Here is a 15,525-nt window from a genome sequence, read left to right as displayed (position 1 = left end):
TCTCTGATCAGTGCGGGTGGAAACGCTTAGCTCGCGCAGCTTGCGAGCAGGTGATCCACGATGGTCTCCACGCCCATGGTGACGGGATCCTGGCACGGCAGCCCGAGCCGGTCTTCGATCTCCCGGCAGGCAGCCTGCGCTTCGTGCGCGGCGATGCCCGAGGTGTTGAGCGCGACGCCCACCGCCTTCACCGCGGAGTTGGTCAGGCGCGCGGCGGAGAGATTGGCTTCCAGGCAGCGCTGCAGGTCCGGCATGGGGCAATCGGGGAGTCCACGCATGTGGCGGCGCGTGGGCTCGTGGCACAGCACCAGCGCGTCGGGTTGCGAACCGTGCAGCAGACCCAGCGACACGCCGGCGTACAGCGGATGGAACAGCGAACCCTGGCCCTCGATCAGATCCCAGCCGCCGTCGTCGCGCGCCGGCGAGAGTTGCTCGGCCGCGCCCGCGATGAAATCGGCGATCACCGCGTCGACGGCAATGCCATCGCCCGCGACGAACATGCCGGTCTGGCCGGTGGCACGGAAATCCGCGGCGAGTCCGCGCTGGCGCATGCTGCGTTCGATCGCCAGCGTGGTGTACATCTTGCCGATGGAGCAGTCCGTGCCCACCGTCAGCAATCGCCGACCCGGACGCTTGCGTCCGTTGCCTATGGGAATGGCGCGGTTGGCGTCGCGCGCATCGAACAGGACGCGGCCATTGGCGCGGGCGGCGGCGACGATTTCCGGGTTGTCGCGCAGCTTCTGGTGCAGGCCGGCGATGACGTTGAGGCCTGCGTCCAGCGCGGCGACGATGTCGCCGACCGCGCCGGGCCCCATCATGCCGCCGACGTTGGCGATGCCGATCACCATGGTGTCTGCGCCGGCGGCCTTGGCCTGCGCCGGGTGCATGTCGGGCAGACCCAGGGTGAGCGGGCAGTCGCTGCGGCGGAATTGCCCGATGCACCACTCCGGCCGCCAGTAGGCCAGGCCGCGGGCGGTCTTGATGGCCAAGTCGTCGGCCTCGCCGCCCAGGTACAAGAGATAAGGCGGCCCCCAGCGGACGACGCCGGTCGCTTCAACATGGTCAGGCATGCAATCCGGGCTCCCGACTTCGTCCGATCCGCATCGGACGGCCGACGCAGCATACCCATGCGCGCCGGCGTGTCACCAATGAAAAAACGCGCACGAGGCATAACTTGCGGTTGTGGCCGCCGTAATGCGCCCGGCATCCGTGAGTAATGGCATCTTTGCGAAGCGCGCCAAGCTTGAGAGGATGGGGCGGGGAAACGTCGAAAGATCCTGCATCGAAGGTTGCGCCGCGCGGAGGATGCGCAAGCGTCATCCGTCCTTGGCGATGGCGGCGGCCACGGGGCAGGACACAACGAGGTGCGGAAGCGACATGCGTTTGCGCTATATCGAACTCTTTCATGCCGTGCTGACCACCGGCAGCATCACCGGCGCGGCCAAGCTGCTGGACATCTCGCAGCCGGCCGCCAGCAAGGCGCTGCAGAACGCGGAAGACCGCCTGGGCTTTGCCCTGTTCAGCCGCGTGCGCGGACGCCTGCTGCCCACCCAGCAGGCGCTGCTGCTGCGCGAGCGCATCGACAAGATCGTGCAGGACGTGCACGACCTGGAGCACCTCACCAAGAACATGAGCCAGCCGGGCAATTGCCCCCTGCGCGTCACCTGCACGCCGACCCTCGCCCTGACCTTGCTCGCTTCCGCCGTGATGCGCCTGCGCAAGACCTTTCCCGACCTGGTCGCGGAACTGTCCACGCAGCATTCGGCGGAGATGTGCGAATCGCTCACCCTGCTCGAAACCGATATCGGCCTCACGCTGCAGGACACCGGGCACCACAACCTGCACCAGCGCGTGCTGTGCCGCGGACAGGTGATGGTGATCGCCCCGCCCGGCTGGTGGCCTGAGGAGGAACTGTCGCAGCCGCTGCCCATCGCGGCATTGGCCAACCAGCCGATGATCGGCATCAACGTGCGCGATGCGCTGGGCAGCATGCTGCAAAGCCATCTGTCCAAGATCGAGCCGCAGCCGAAGATCAACGTCTCGGTGCAGACCTATCAGCTCGCGCATTCGCTGGTGGCCAAGGGCGAGGGCCTGGCGCTGGTCGATCCGTTCACGGCGCGCTGCGGTGGACCCAAGAGCGTGCAGATGCGCCCGCTGAAACCGCATCTCGAAGTGGTGCTCTACGCCATGCACCGCCCGGACAGCCCGCTGAACCAGGTGCAGAAAAAGTTTCTCGATATCGTCAAGCAGCTCGCCCAGCTCATGCTTGCCCAGGAGGGCTGACGTGGCGCGCCTTGGCCTGGACGTTCCACCATTCCCGTGTTGCGAAGGGAGAGTTCGATGAAGTCGTTCCGTAAATGGGTTCCGGTCATCGCGCTGGGCTTCGCCGGTGCATGCTTCGCGGATGGTGCATCCATCGCCGGTTTTCCGCCGCCGCTGCAGCCGGCCGATCTGGTCCTGCTCGACGCGACCATCGTGACGCTGGATCCGCTGCAGCCGCAGGCGCAGGCCGTGGCCATCCGCGAGGGGCGCATCGCGGCGCTGGGCAGCGACGAAGCGATCCGGCATTACGTGGGCGCGAAGACCCAGGTGGTCGACCTGCACGGCGCCTTCGTCACGCCGGGTTTCATCGAGGGCCACGGCCATCTGATGGATACCGGCGAAGCCTTGATGCAGGTCGACGTGGGCAAGGCCGCCAACTGGGACGAGATCGTCGCCATCGTGAAGGCGGCCGTGGCCAAGGCCAAGCCGGGCGAGTGGATCATCGGGCAAGGCTGGCAACAGGCGAAGTGGAACAAGACGCCGCAGCCGAACGTGGACGGCCTGCCGCTGCCGGCCAGCCTGGACGCGATTTCGCCCAACAATCCGGTGCTGCTCAATCACGCCAGCGGACACGGCATCTACGCCAACGCGCAGGCGCTCAAGCTCGCCGGCATCGGCGACAACACGCCCGACCCCGCCGGCGGCACCATCGTGCGCGATGCGCAGGGCCACGCCATGGGCATGCTGCGCGACAGCGCGGCCGATCCCGTGTTCGCCGCGTACAACCGCTACCTGCAGAAGCTGCCCGCCAGCGAGCAGGAGGCGCGCCGCGAACGCGCCCTGCAACTGGCGATGCAGAACGAGGTGAGCAAGGGGATCACCAGCTTCGTGGACCAGGGTGAGAGCTTCGAGACCATCGACTGGATGAAGCGCCAGTTCGCCAAGGGGCAGCCGCTGCGCTTGTTCGTGTACATCGACGAGAAATCCGTCGACAAGCTGGACAAGCATCTGAAGGAGTACCGCATCGACGGCTACGCCGACCACCATCTGAGCGTGCTCGGCCTGGGCGAGGATGTGTCCGACGGCGCATTGGGCACGCATAGCGCGTGGTTCCTCGAACCGTACAACGACGCGCCCGGCATCACCGGCAAGAACGTCACCGCGATGAGCGATCTCGCGCAGATGGCGCGCATCGCCGCGCGCGACGGCTTCCAGATGGCCATCCATGCCATCGGCGATCGCGCCAATCGCGAGCTGCTCGATCTCTACCAGAACGTCTTCACGCAGTATCCGGCCGCGACGGCCAAGCGCTGGCGCATCGAGCACGCGCAGCATCTGAATCCCGCGGATGTTCCGCGCTTCGCCGGGCTGGGCGTGATCGCCTCGATGCAATCCATCCACACCTGTTCGGATGCGCCGATGGTGGTGCCGCATCTGGGCGAGCAGCGCGCGCAGGAAGGCGCCTATATGTGGAAAACGCTGATCGACAGCGGCGCCATCGTGCTGGACGGCACCGACACGCCGGTCGAGGACACCAACCCCATTCCCAACTTCTACTGCGGCGTTACCCGCGCCTACGCGCACGGCAAGAAGACCTTCTACCCGGCGCAAGCCAAGACGCGCATGCAGGAACTGCAGTCCTACACCTGGAACAACGCCTACGCGATCCTCGCGGAAGACCGGCTCGGCTCGCTCACGCCGGGCAAGCTGGCCGACCTCGACGTGTTCTCCGGCAACCTGCTGACCCTGCCGGCGGAGGACATCCTGCGCACGCGCGTGCTCTATACCATCGTGGGCGGCAAGATCGCCTACCGGCGCGATGGCGCGGAACACTGGCGCAAGGGTCAGCTGTCCGAGCCGATGCCGGAGTTCGACCACGCCGAGTAGGCAAGCGGCAGGCCGGCGGCGACGTCTCCAGAGCTTGGAGACGCGCTGCCGGCGCACTTTTTTGCATTGCGACATGGCATTTCGTCGTCGCGCTAGTACAGTCCGCCAGAACGACCTCCATCGGGCAGCGGCCAGCCTTCCTCGGCCTGCACGCCCACCGGGGGTTTTATTGGGCCTTGAAGTGGTAGCGCTAACATTCTGGATCGCGGACGACGTATGAGTCTTGTAGTTGGGCTGGACGTAGGTACCCAGAGCGTCAAGCTGGTCGCTTATGACGCGGCGGCGCGCCGCCTGGTGGCCACGCACGGCCATCCGCTGGAACTCATCGCCGGCGACGACGGCAGCCGCGAGCAGCGGGCCGAGTGGTGGATCGAGGCGATCCGCGCATGTTTCGCCAAGCTGGACGCGGAATACCGCGCGCGTGTCGTCGCCATCGGCGTCTCCGGCCAGCAGCACGGTTTCGTGCCGCTGGATGCGGCAGGCCAGGTGCTGGCGCCGGCCAAGCTGTGGTGCGACACCAGCACGCAGCGCGAATGCGACGAGATCATGGCGGCCGTGGGCGGCGCCGAACGCTGCGTGGACATCGCCGGCAATCCGATCCTGGCTGGCTACACCGCATCCAAGCTGCCGTGGACGCGCAAGCATCGTCCGGACGTCTATGCGCGCCTCGCCAGCATCCTGCTGCCGCACGACTACGTGAACTTCTGGCTCACCGGCGAGCGCTGGATGGAATACGGCGACGCTTCCGGCACCGGCTGGCTGGACGTGCGCACGCGCCAGTGGTCGCCCGAAATGCTCAAGGCCACCGACCCCGAGCGCGACCTGTCCGCGTGCCTGCCACCGCTGGTGGCGCCGGATGCGAGCTTCCCGATCTCCGCGCGCATCGCCGACGAACTCGGCTTGCCGCACGGCGTGCGCGTATCGGCCGGCGGCGGCGACAACATGATGGCCGCCATTGGCACCGGCAACGTGGAGCCCGGCGTGCTGAGCATGAGCCTGGGCACCTCGGGCACGCTGTTCGCGTACGCGGATCACCCGGTGGTCGATGCCGCCGGGGGCTGGGCGGCGTTCTGCTCGTCCACGGGCGGCTGGCTGCCGCTGATCTGCACCATGAACTGCACGCTCGCCACCGAGGCCGTCGCCAAGGCATTCAATTTCAGCTCGCGCGATGGCGACAACGTCATGGCGGGCACGCTGTCCGGCGCGGGCGGACTGGTGATGCTGCCGTTCTTCAACGGCGAGCGGACGCCGGACCTGCCGCATGCGCGCGGCAGCCTGCACGGCATGGACCTCAACAACGTCACCCGCGCGAACATCTACCGCGCCGCGATGGAAGGCGCCACCTACGCGCTGCGCAACGGCTACGACGCGTTGCGCGCGGCGGGGCTGTCCTTCGACGCCATCCGCCTCACCGGCGGCGGCAGCCACAGCGCGGCATGGCGGCAGATGGTGGCCGACATCTTCGGCCTGCCCGTGGAAGTGCCGCTGCAGGCCGAGGGCGCCGCGTTCGGCGCCGCGCTGCAGGCGCTGTGGGCGCTCGACCATGCCAGCGGCGGCCACGCCGATCTCGCGGCGATCGCGCGCGAGCACGTCCTTATCGCACCCGGGCTTTCCACCCGTCCGGACGCGAAAAACACCGCGGCCTACCAGGGCCACTACCGCCAGTTCCTGCGCCACCTCGACGTGGCCAGATCGTTCCATGCGAATCCCCCGGCAGCGGGCGACGTCTGACTACCGCCGAGTTTGCATCGACTCCACTTTCCGACCAGGACTCCCTTTTCATGAGCACTCCTTTCATCGGCAAACGCGAATTCTTCCCCGGCATCGGCCGCATTCCGTTCGAGGGCATCGGCTCGGACAACCCGCTGGCGTTCAAGCACTACGACGCGAACCGGAAGATCGGCGACAAGACCATGGCCGAGCACCTGCGTTTCGCCGTGTGCTACTGGCACAGCTTCTGCAACGCCGGCCACGATCCGTTCGGCCCGGGCACGCGCGTGTATCCGTGGGATGCCGACGCTGCGCCGCTCGCGCGCGCCGAGGCGAAGATCGACGCCGCGTTCGAGTTCTTCACCAAGCTCGGCGTACCCTACTACTGCTTCCACGACATCGACATGGCGCCCGACGCCGATGACGTCGGCGAGTACGAAAAGAATCTCAAGCACATGGTCGCGCTGGCCAAGGAGCGCCAGCAGGCCACCGGTATCAAGCTGCTGTGGGGCACGGCCAACCTGTTCAGCCATCCGCGCTACATGAATGGCGCGGCGACCAACCCGGACTTCAACGTGGTGGCGCGCGCCGGCGTGCAGATCAAGGCGGCGCTGGACGCCACGGTGGAGCTGGGCGGCGGCAACTACGTGTTCTGGGGCGGCCGCGAAGGCTACGCCTCGCTGCACAACACCCACATGAAGCGCGAGCTGGAACACTTCGCGCGCTTCCTCACCATGGCGCGCGACTACGGCCGCAGCATCGGCTTCAAGGGCAACTTCCTGATCGAGCCCAAGCCGATGGAGCCGATGAAGCACCAGTACGACTTCGATTCGGCCACGGTCGCCGGCTTCCTCAAGGAGCACGGCCTGGACAAGGACTTCAAGCTCAACATTGAAGCCAACCACGCCACGCTCTCGGGCCACACCTTCGAGCATGACCTGCAGGTGGCGTCCGACCATGGCCTGCTCGGCAGCATCGACGCCAACCGCGGCAACGCGCAGAACGGCTGGGACACCGACCAGTTCCCGACCGACCTGTACGATACCGTCGGCGCCATGCTGGTGGTGCTGCGCCAAGGCGGACTGGCGCCGGGCGGCCTCAACTTCGACGCCAAGGTGCGTCGCGAATCCACCGACGCGAGCGACCTGTTCGAGGCGCACATCGGCGGCATGGACGCGTTCGCGCGCGGCCTGGAAGTTGCCCACGCGCTGCTCACGAAGTCGCCGCTGGAGCAGTGGCGCAAGGAGCGCTACGCCAGCTTCGACACCGGTGCAGGCCGCGATTTCGAGCAGGGCAAGTTCAGCCTGGCCGACCTGCGCGACCATGCCGCCAAGTACGGCGAACCGGCCAAGACCAGCGGCAGGCAGGAGCGCTACGAGAACCTGGTGAACCAGTACCTCGTGCGTTGATGTCGGCGGACGCCTCGCGTCCGTTCTGAGCGGTCGGCAAGGCGCATGGGGTATGCGCCTTGCCGATCTTGGGGAGGGAGAACACGACATGAGATACCGACCGCATGAACAGCGTCCTGCTTGATGGCGCGGCCAGCGCGAACAGCGCAGAGAACACCCGGCTTATCGTCCAGATCAGTTGCGTCGCCACGTTGGGCGGCTTTCTGTTCGGCTTCGACAGCGGCGTCATCAATGGCACCGTCGACGGCCTGAAGGCGGCGTTCCATTCCAGCTCCACCGGCGTCGGCTTCGAAGTGGCGTCGATGCTGCTCGGCTGCGCGCTCGGCGCGTTCTTCGCGGGGCGCGTTTCCGATTACTGGGGACGCCGCTCGGTACTCATCGTGTCGGCCTTGCTGTTCCTGCTCTCCGCGCTGGGTGCGGGCGCGGCGGCGACCTCGGCGTTCTTCATCGTGGCGCGCCTCACCGGTGGCTTCGCGGTGGGCGCGGCCAGCGTGATCGCGCCGGCCTACATCGCGGAAGTGGCGCCTGCACGCTATCGCGGACGGCTGGCGACGGTGCAGCAGATCGCCATCATCAGCGGCCTGTTCGCCGCGTTCCTGAGCAACTACCTGCTGGCGCGTGCGGCCGGTTCCTCCACCGGCACCCTGTGGCTAGGGCAGGATGCATGGCGCTGGATGTTCTGGATGCAGGCGCTGCCTTCGTCGCTGTTCCTGGTATCGCTGCTGTTCATTCCGGAAAGCCCGCGCTTCCTGGTGGTGCGCAAGCGCGATGCGGAAGCGGCCGCCGTGCTCACGCGGCTTTACGGCGAGAGCGAGGCGCGCGCCAAGCTGGCCGACATCGGTGCGTCGCTGGCGCAGGATCGCCATCGCCCGCGCCTTTCTGACCTGCTCGACAAGGCGAGCGGACGCGTGCGTCCCATCGTGTGGGTAGGCATCGGCCTGGCCACGTTCCAGCAGCTGGTGGGCATCAACGTGGTGTTCTACTACGGCGCGGTGCTGTGGCAGGCCGTGGGCTTTTCCGAAGCGGATGCGTTGCTCATCAACGTGTTCTCCGGCGCGCTGAGCATCGCCGCGTGCCTGGTCTCGCTGATGCTGATCGACAAGGTGGGCCGCAAGCCGCTCCTGTGGATCGGCTCGGTGGGCATGGCGGTGACGCTGTCGCTGGTCACTTGGGCGTTTGCACATGCGGGTGTCGATGCCGAAGGCAAGCTCGCGCTGCCGCCGGCCATGGGCACGCTGGCCCTGGTCGCCGCCAATGCCTACGTCGCGTTCTTCAACATGTCGTGGGGACCGGTGATGTGGGTGATGCTGGGCGAGATGTTCCCCAACCAGATCCGCGGCTCCGGCCTTGCCGTGGCCGGCGCGGGGCAGTGGACGTCCAATTTCCTGATCACGGTGACGTTCCCGGTGCTGCTCACCGGCATCGGCCTTGCCGGCGCCTACGGCCTATATGCGGCGGCCGCGGCCTTGTCGATCGTGTTCGTGCTCAAGTGCGTGCACGAAACACGCGGCAAGGAACTGGAACATATGGAGGGCTGAGGCGTGCGCCCCAGCCACCGCGATCATGCCGACGCGTCAGCCGCGCGCCTTGCGGGTGGACACGGGCGGCGCCACGGAATCGCGCTGCACCAGCTGATGGGCGACGACATGGTCGACCACCACCTTGGTGTCGGTGTCCTTGCGGCGGATCGTGCGCTGCAGGATGTCGATGGCCGAGTCGGCCATGCTGGCGATGGGCTGGCGTACCGTGCTGATTTCCGGCCACACCGTGGTGGCGGCCGAGGTGTCGTCGAAGCCCACGATGGAAAGGTCGCGCGGCACGTCCAGCCCGCGCCGGTGCGCCACGGAAACCGCAGCCGAGGCCATGTCGTCGTTGCTGGCGAAGATGGCCGTGGGCGGCTGCTTCAGCGACAGCAGCTTCTCCACCGCGTCGAGCCCCGAGCGATAGGTGAAGTAGCCCTGCTGCACCAGCGCGGGATCGGCCGCGATGCCGGCTTCCTTCAGCGCGGCCTGGTAGCCGTCGAAGCGCCGCGCGCTGGCGGTCTGGTTGGGGTGGCCCTTCACGAAGGCGATGCGCGTGTGGCCCATGCGGATCAGGTGCTCGGTGACTTCCTTGCTCGCCAGGAAGTCGTCGATGCGCACGCTGGAAATCTCGTGGTTGAAGCGGCCCGAGGCAATCGCCACCACGGGCACGCCTGCTTCGACCAGCTCCTCGATCACCACCTTCGATTCGCACAGCGGCGGCGGCAGGATCACGCCGGCCACGCTCTTGGCCAGCGCGCGCGCCGCCTTGCGGTCGCCGTTGGCGTCGAGCTCGTCCCAGTCCTCGATGACCAGCTGCGCCGCCGTGCGCGCCGCGCCGCGCAGCGCGCCGAGCAGCAGCTCGCGCAGGTAGGCGGCGGACGGGTTGGTGTAGATCAGCGCGATGCGCGCGTCCTGCGCGGCGGCCAGCGAGCTGGCGGCGAGGTTGGGGATGTAGCCCAGCTCGCGCACGGCTTCCATCACGCGCTCGCGCGTGGCGTCGCGCACCTTGGCGTGGCCGTTGACCACGCGCGACACCGTCATGGGCGATACCTTCGCCAGTGCGGCCACGTCGTCGATGGTGACCGAGCCACCCTTGCGGCGCACCGATTTCTTCCCTGTCTTCCTCATTGCCGTTTCCCCTCGCGCGGTCGTGCCGCAGAGCCCGTGGCGTGGTCGCCGCGGGCGTCGTCTCGATCGTGATACTGGCCCGGATATGGATCCATTTTCGCACATGTTAGCGTTAACCGTTCTTCTAACATCGGCTGCCAAACGGGTCGCGGCGTTCGCTGACGCAACGGGCCGGCGCCTTCCCACGCGCGGCGCGACCCGCCTCTGCCTGTGCCTGCTATGCGGCCTGTTCGCCGCCGCAGCGCATGCCGAGGACGGCTACGAGCTGTGGCTGCGCTATCACCCGCTGCCCGCCGCGCAGGCCGAGGCGGCGCGGCTCCATGCGACGGTGCTGGTGGCGCCGTCTTCCACGCCCACGCAGCAAGTTACCCGTCAGGAACTGCAACGCGGGCTGGACGGGCTGCTGGGCCGCGCCACGCCGTCCGTGGATGCGCCAAGCGCCGACGGTGCGGTGGTGGTGGGCACGCCGTCCTCCTCGCCGCTGGTTGCGCGGCTGAAGCTCGATACCGCAAGGCTGGGCAAGGACGGCTACCTGATCCGCAGCACGTCGATCGATGGCCATGCCGTGACCGTGGTGGCCGCCAACGACGACGTCGGCGCGCTGTACGGCAGCTTCCACCTGCTGCGCCTGTTGCAGACCGAACAGCCGCTGGAGCACCTGGACATTCGCGAAGCGCCGAAGCTTGAGCTGCGCGTGCTCGATCATTGGGACAACCTCAACGGCCATGTCGAGCGCGGCTACGCGGGCAATTCGATTTGGGACTGGCAGAAGCTGCCGGACTGGCTGGATCCGCGCTATACCGATTACGCGCGCGCCAACGCCTCCATCGGCATCAACGGCGCGGTGCTGAACAACGTCAACGCGCAGGCGGCCATCCTGACGCCGCTGTACCTGGAGAAGGTGAAGGCGCTGGCTGGCGTGCTCCGGCCGTATGGCATCCGCGTGTATCTCAGCGTGAAGTTCAGCGCGCCCATCGAGATCGGCGGGCTGAAGACGGCCGACCCGCTCGACCCGCAGGTGCAGCGCTGGTGGCATAACAAGGCCGACGAGATCTATCGCCTCATTCCCGATTTCGGCGGATTCCTGGTCAAGGCCAATTCCGAAGGCCAGCCCGGCCCGCAGGATTACCACCGCACGCACGCCGACGGCGCCAACATGCTGGCCGACGCGCTGGCGCCGCATGGCGGCGTGGTGATGTGGCGCGCCTTCGTCTACTCGCAGGAGAACAACGACGACCGCGCCAAGCAGGCCTACACCGAGTTCAAGCCGCTGGATGGAAAGTTCCGCGCGAACGTGCTGCTGCAGGTGAAGAATGGCCCCATCGATTTCCAGCCGCGCGAGCCGTTCAACCCCCTGTTCGGCGCCATGCCCAAGACGCCGCTGATGATGGAGTTCCAGATCACCAAGGAATACCTGGGCTTCGCCACGCACCTGGCCTATCTCGGCCCGCTGTTCGAGGAAACCCTCTCCACCGATACCCTGGCCAAGGGCAAGGGTTCGACCGTGGCGAAGGTGATCGACGGCCAGCTCGACCATCACGCGCTTACCGGCATCGCCGGCGTCGCCAACATCGGCACGGATCGCGACTGGACCGGCTCGGACTTCAACCAGGCGAACTGGTACGCCTATGGGCGGCTCGCGTGGAACCCCACGGCGTCCTCGCGCGACATCGCCAACGACTGGGTGCGCATGACCTTCAGCAACGACGAGGCCTTCGTGCGTCCCGTGGTCGACATGATGATGCGGTCGCGCGAAGCGGTGGTCGACTACATGACGCCGTTGGGCCTGCATCACCAGATGGGCCATGGCCACCACTACGGGCCGGCGCCGTGGGACGCCAGCGGCCCGCGCGCCGACTGGACGCCGGTGTACTACCACCGCGCCGACCACGACGGCATCGGCTTCGATCGCAGCAGCACGGGCAGCAACGCCGTGGCGCAATACGCGCCCATCGTGGCCGCGCAGTTCGACGACGTGAGCCGCACGCCAGAAGCCTACCTGCTGTGGTTCCACCATCTGCCGTGGAGCTACCGCCTGCATTCGGGCCAGACGCTGTGGGAATCGCTGGTGGCGCACTACACCCATGGCGTCGATGAAGTGGCGAGCATGCGCGCCACGTGGAGCCGTCTGGACGGCATGATCGACGACGCGCGCTACCGCAAGGAGGCGGCCTTCCTCGGCATCCAGCAGAAGGAGGCGCAGTGGTGGCGCGATGCGTCCATCGCCTACTTCCAGAGCCTCAACGGGCTGCCGCTGCCGGCCGGCTACCAGCCGCCCGCGCATCCGCTGAGCTACTACGAGTCGCTCACCTTTCCCTACGTTCCGGGCTACCAGTGATGATCCATCAGGCGATACGAAAGCTATCGGCAGGCTGCCTGCTCGCGCTGGCATGCGCAGCGCCGCTCTCGGCGCAGGCGGACGACAGCCACGCGCCGCTGCTCAATCCGCTGTTCCAGGACCACGCCATCCTGCAGCGCGGCCAGGCCAACCGTGTCTGGGGACAGGCCGATGCGGGCGATCGCGTCACGGTGACGTTCGCCGGCAAGAAAGCGACGGCACGCGCGGATGCCAAAGGCCGTTGGGAAGTGTCACTGCCCGCCGTCGCCGCGGGCGGCCCGTACACGCTCACGGCGAGCACGGGCCACGGCGCATCGCAGACCATCGGCGACGTGCTGGTGGGCGACGTGTGGCTGTGCTCCGGCCAGTCCAACATGGTGCTGCAGGTGAAGCGGGCGCTGGATGCGCGTGCCGAAGTGCAGAACGCCTCGAACGACCGCATCCGCATGCTCATCGTGGACAACGTGAGCAGCGTGACGCCGCTGGACAGCATCCCGGCCACCGATCACTGGCTGAAGACCACGCCGCAGAACGTGCCCGAGTTCTCCGCCGCCTGCTATTTCTTCGCGCGCGAACTGCAGAAGACAGTGGACGTGCCGATGGGGCTGGTTGTCGCCGCGTGGGGCGGCTCGCGCATCCAGTCGTGGATGAGCGCGAACGCACTGCGCAAGGTGGGTGGCTACGACGGCCCGCTCGACCTGCTGGAACTGTATGCGAAGGATCGCGAGAAGGCCGGCACGCAATGGGACGAGCAATGGCGTGCGTGGTGGCATTCGCGCCCCGGCGTGAGCGCGGACGATGAGCCGTGGAACCCCGCGCACATCACGCAGCAGGGCTGGCAGCCGGCGCCGCTCGACAAGGGCGCGTGGCAGCACTGGGGCCAGCCGGAGCTTGCCAATTTTACCGGCACCGTGTGGTATCGCACGGTGGTGAAGCTCACCGCCGCCCAGGCCGCGCAAGCGGCAACACTGCACCTGAGCACGGTGAACGAGGCGGACCAGACCTGGGTCAACGGCCGCTGGGTGGGCACCACCTACGGCGGCGATCCGCGCGCCTACGGCATCCCTGCCGGCACCCTGCATGCGGGCGACAACCTCGTCGCCATCAACGTGCTCAACACCTATCGCGACGGCGGGCTGTACGGCGATGCCTCGCAGCGTTCGCTCAGCTTCGCGGATGGCAGCGCGGTGTCGCTGGCGGGTGGCTGGCAATACCGCGTGGTGCCTTCCAGCTACGGCTCGCCGCCCGGCGTGCCGTGGCAATCCACGCAGGGCCTGACGACGATCTACAACGGCATGATCGCACCGCTGGGCGACTACGTGTTCCGCGGCGCGCTGTGGTACCAGGGTGAATCGAACACTGGCGACCCGACGCATTACCAGGCACTGCTGGAAGCGCTGCGCAACGATTTCCGCGCACGCTTCGGCGCGCAGCTGCCGATGCTGATCGTGCAGCTCGCGGGCTACGGCGCACCGCCCACGCATCCCACGGAAAGCGGCACTGCCGGCATACGCGAGGCGCAGCGCCTGGCGGCCGCCGATGATGCGCACTCCGGGCTCGCGGTGGCGGTGGATATCGGCGAGCGGACGGACATCCATCCAGCCAACAAGCAGGAGCTGGGACGTCGCCTCGCGCGCGTCGCGCGCCACGTGGTCTATGGTGAAAAGGATCTGCCGCCATCCGGTCCGGTGCCGGCTTCCGTGCAACGCAACGGCGATGCGGTAAGCGTGCGCTTCAAGGACGTCACCGACGCACTGGTCGTGTACGGCGCGGATCATCCGCTCGGTTTCGAGCTCTGCGGTGCGCAGACCGGCAGCTGCCATTACGCCGATGCCGACGTGCATGGCGACACCGTGACGCTGCGCGCGTCGCTTCCCGCCAGCGACATCACGCGCGTGCGCTACTGCTGGGCCGACAGCCCCATCTGTACGCTCTACGACCACTCCGGCCTGCCGGCCGGACCATTCGAGCTATCCGTCAACCGTTCTTCCCAGGAAAGCCATCCATGAGTACCGCCTCATCGCATGAAGCTGCCTCGCATGCTTCGGCGCGCGATCGCGAGATCGTCGACGCCAAGGTCATCGTCACCTGCCCCGGCCGCAACTTCGTCACGCTGAAGATCGTGACGCGCTCCGGCGTCACCGGCCTGGGCGACGCCACGCTCAACGGCCGCGAACTGGCCGTGGCCTCGTACCTGCAGGACCACGTGGTGCCCAACCTGATCGGCCGCGACGCGGGCCGCATCGAGGACATCTGGCAGTTCTTCTATCGCGGCTCGTATTGGCGGCGCGGCCCGGTGACCATGACGGCGATCGCCGCGGTGGACGTGGCGCTATGGGACATCCTGGGCAAGTTCGCCAACCTGCCCATCTATCAATTGCTGGGCGGCCGCTCGCGCGAAGGCGCGCTGGTCTACGGCCATGCCAACGGCCGCGACATCAGCGAAACCAGCGAGGAAGTGGGCCGCTTCCGTGAGATGGGTTTCCTCGCCATTCGCGCGCAGTGTGGCGTGCCGGGCGTGAAGAAGGCCTACGGCATCTCCGCGGGCGGCAAGCCCTACGAGCCGGCGGAAAGCGAGCTGCCGGCGGAAACGGTGTGGTCCACGCCGCGCTATCTGGACATCGTGCCCCAATTGTTCGAGCGCCTGCGTGCCGATCACGGCCCCGAAGTGGAACTGCTGCACGACGTGCATCACCGACTCACGCCGATCGAAGCGGCGCGGCTGGCGCGCAGCCTGGAGCCGTATCGCCTGTTCTGGCTGGAGGACGCCACGCCTGCGGAAAACCAGAAATCGTTCGAGCTGATCCGCCAGCATTCGGTGACGCCGCTGGCCGTGGGCGAAGTGTTCAATTCGATCTGGGACTGCAAGCACCTGATCGAAAACCAGCTGATCGACTACATCCGCACCACCATCGTGCACGGCGGCGGCATCACGCACCTGCGCCGCCTCGCGGATTTCGCCGGCCTGCATCAGGTGCGCACCGGCTTTCACGGCGCGACCGACCTGTCGCCGGTGTGCATGGGCGCGGCGCTGCATTTCGATACCTGGGTGCCCAACTTCGGCATCCAGGAATACATGTTCCACTCGGACGAGGCGAACGAGGTGTTCCCGCACGACTATGCATTCCGCGCCGGTCGCCTGCATTGCGGCGACACGCCGGGGCATGGCGTGACCATCGACGAAAAGCTCGCCGCCCGCTTCCCCTACGCGCCCAAGCAGCTGCCCATCGCGCGCCTGGAAGACGGCTCGATGTGGGATTGGTGACGC

10 protein-coding genes are annotated in these 15,525 nt (G+C 67.3%); 8 read left to right on the top strand and 2 right to left on the bottom strand.

Going from position 1 to position 15,525, the window contains the following annotated elements; translation table 11 throughout:
- Positions 1-26: 26 nt before the first annotated feature.
- A complete protein-coding gene (dgcN, locus tag BDW41_RS17895; protein WP_074550100.1) occupies positions 27-1,070 on the bottom strand; it encodes an N-acetyltransferase DgcN in 1,044 nt (347 codons plus the stop codon).
- A 307-nt stretch (positions 1,071-1,377) separates the two neighbouring features.
- Between dgcN and BDW41_RS17890 the strand changes: the two genes are divergently transcribed.
- From BDW41_RS17890 to BDW41_RS17870, 5 genes are all read left to right on the top strand, one after another.
- Positions 1,378-2,283, top strand: a complete 906-nt coding sequence (locus tag BDW41_RS17890; protein WP_074550102.1) for a LysR family transcriptional regulator — start codon at positions 1,378-1,380, stop codon at positions 2,281-2,283.
- 57 nt (positions 2,284-2,340) lie between these two features.
- On the top strand, positions 2,341-4,149 hold the full coding sequence (locus tag BDW41_RS17885; protein ID WP_074550104.1) for an amidohydrolase: 1,809 nt from the start codon (positions 2,341-2,343) through the stop codon (positions 4,147-4,149).
- Positions 4,150-4,365: 216 nt separating this feature from the next.
- Complete coding sequence (gene xylB / locus BDW41_RS17880) at positions 4,366-5,880, top strand: xylulokinase (RefSeq protein ID WP_074550106.1); 1,515 nt, start codon at positions 4,366-4,368, stop codon at positions 5,878-5,880.
- A 50-nt stretch (positions 5,881-5,930) separates the two neighbouring features.
- Positions 5,931-7,268, top strand: coding sequence for a xylose isomerase (gene xylA, locus BDW41_RS17875; protein ID WP_074550109.1), 1,338 nt, complete (start codon positions 5,931-5,933; stop codon positions 7,266-7,268).
- A gap of 104 nt (positions 7,269-7,372) precedes the next feature.
- On the top strand, positions 7,373-8,806 hold the full coding sequence (locus BDW41_RS17870; protein ID WP_074550111.1) for a sugar porter family MFS transporter: 1,434 nt from the start codon (positions 7,373-7,375) through the stop codon (positions 8,804-8,806).
- Between the two features lie 36 nt (positions 8,807-8,842).
- Here the strand turns inward: BDW41_RS17870 and BDW41_RS17865 are convergent, their stop codons facing one another.
- Positions 8,843-9,919, bottom strand: a complete 1,077-nt coding sequence (locus BDW41_RS17865; RefSeq protein WP_074550113.1) for a LacI family DNA-binding transcriptional regulator — start codon at positions 9,917-9,919, stop codon at positions 8,843-8,845.
- A 103-nt stretch (positions 9,920-10,022) separates the two neighbouring features.
- On the opposite strand from BDW41_RS17865, the gene BDW41_RS17860 reads away from it, so the two are divergent.
- The 3 genes from BDW41_RS17860 to manD are packed head-to-tail and all read left to right on the top strand — an operon-like array spanning position 10,023 to position 15,522.
- Entirely contained in the window at positions 10,023-12,257 is a 2,235-nt protein-coding gene (locus tag BDW41_RS17860; protein ID WP_083337711.1) for an alpha-glucuronidase family glycosyl hydrolase, read from the top strand.
- On the top strand, positions 12,257-14,266 hold the full coding sequence (locus BDW41_RS17855; RefSeq protein WP_074550116.1) for a sialate O-acetylesterase: 2,010 nt from the start codon (positions 12,257-12,259) through the stop codon (positions 14,264-14,266). The genes BDW41_RS17860 and BDW41_RS17855 overlap by 1 nt, the downstream gene beginning before the upstream one ends.
- Entirely contained in the window at positions 14,263-15,522 is a 1,260-nt protein-coding gene (gene manD / locus BDW41_RS17850) for a D-mannonate dehydratase ManD (protein WP_074550118.1), read from the top strand. Before BDW41_RS17855 ends, manD begins: the two co-directional genes overlap by 4 nt.
- The last annotated feature ends 3 nt before the right edge of the window (positions 15,523-15,525 follow it).

Origin of the sequence: Dyella sp. AtDHG13 (genome assembly GCF_003201105.1) — a bacterium.
GTDB lineage: Bacteria > Pseudomonadota > Gammaproteobacteria > Xanthomonadales > Rhodanobacteraceae > Dyella > Dyella jiangningensis_B.
This window is presented reverse-complemented; position numbering and strand designations above follow the sequence as displayed.

Coding starts and splice junctions, on each gene's coding strand:
- dgcN (WP_074550100.1), bottom strand. CDS start 1,070: ATGCCTGACCATGTTGAAGCGACCGGCGTCGTCCGCTGGGGGCCGCCT.
- BDW41_RS17890 (WP_074550102.1), top strand. CDS start 1,378: ATGCGTTTGCGCTATATCGAACTCTTTCATGCCGTGCTGACCACCGGC.
- BDW41_RS17885 (WP_074550104.1), top strand. CDS start 2,341: ATGAAGTCGTTCCGTAAATGGGTTCCGGTCATCGCGCTGGGCTTCGCC.
- xylB (WP_074550106.1), top strand. CDS start 4,366: ATGAGTCTTGTAGTTGGGCTGGACGTAGGTACCCAGAGCGTCAAGCTG.
- xylA (WP_074550109.1), top strand. CDS start 5,931: ATGAGCACTCCTTTCATCGGCAAACGCGAATTCTTCCCCGGCATCGGC.
- BDW41_RS17870 (WP_074550111.1), top strand. CDS start 7,373: ATGAACAGCGTCCTGCTTGATGGCGCGGCCAGCGCGAACAGCGCAGAG.
- BDW41_RS17865 (WP_074550113.1), bottom strand. CDS start 9,919: ATGAGGAAGACAGGGAAGAAATCGGTGCGCCGCAAGGGTGGCTCGGTC.
- BDW41_RS17860 (WP_083337711.1), top strand. CDS start 10,023: ATGTTAGCGTTAACCGTTCTTCTAACATCGGCTGCCAAACGGGTCGCG.
- BDW41_RS17855 (WP_074550116.1), top strand. CDS start 12,257: ATGATCCATCAGGCGATACGAAAGCTATCGGCAGGCTGCCTGCTCGCG.
- manD (WP_074550118.1), top strand. CDS start 14,263: ATGAGTACCGCCTCATCGCATGAAGCTGCCTCGCATGCTTCGGCGCGC.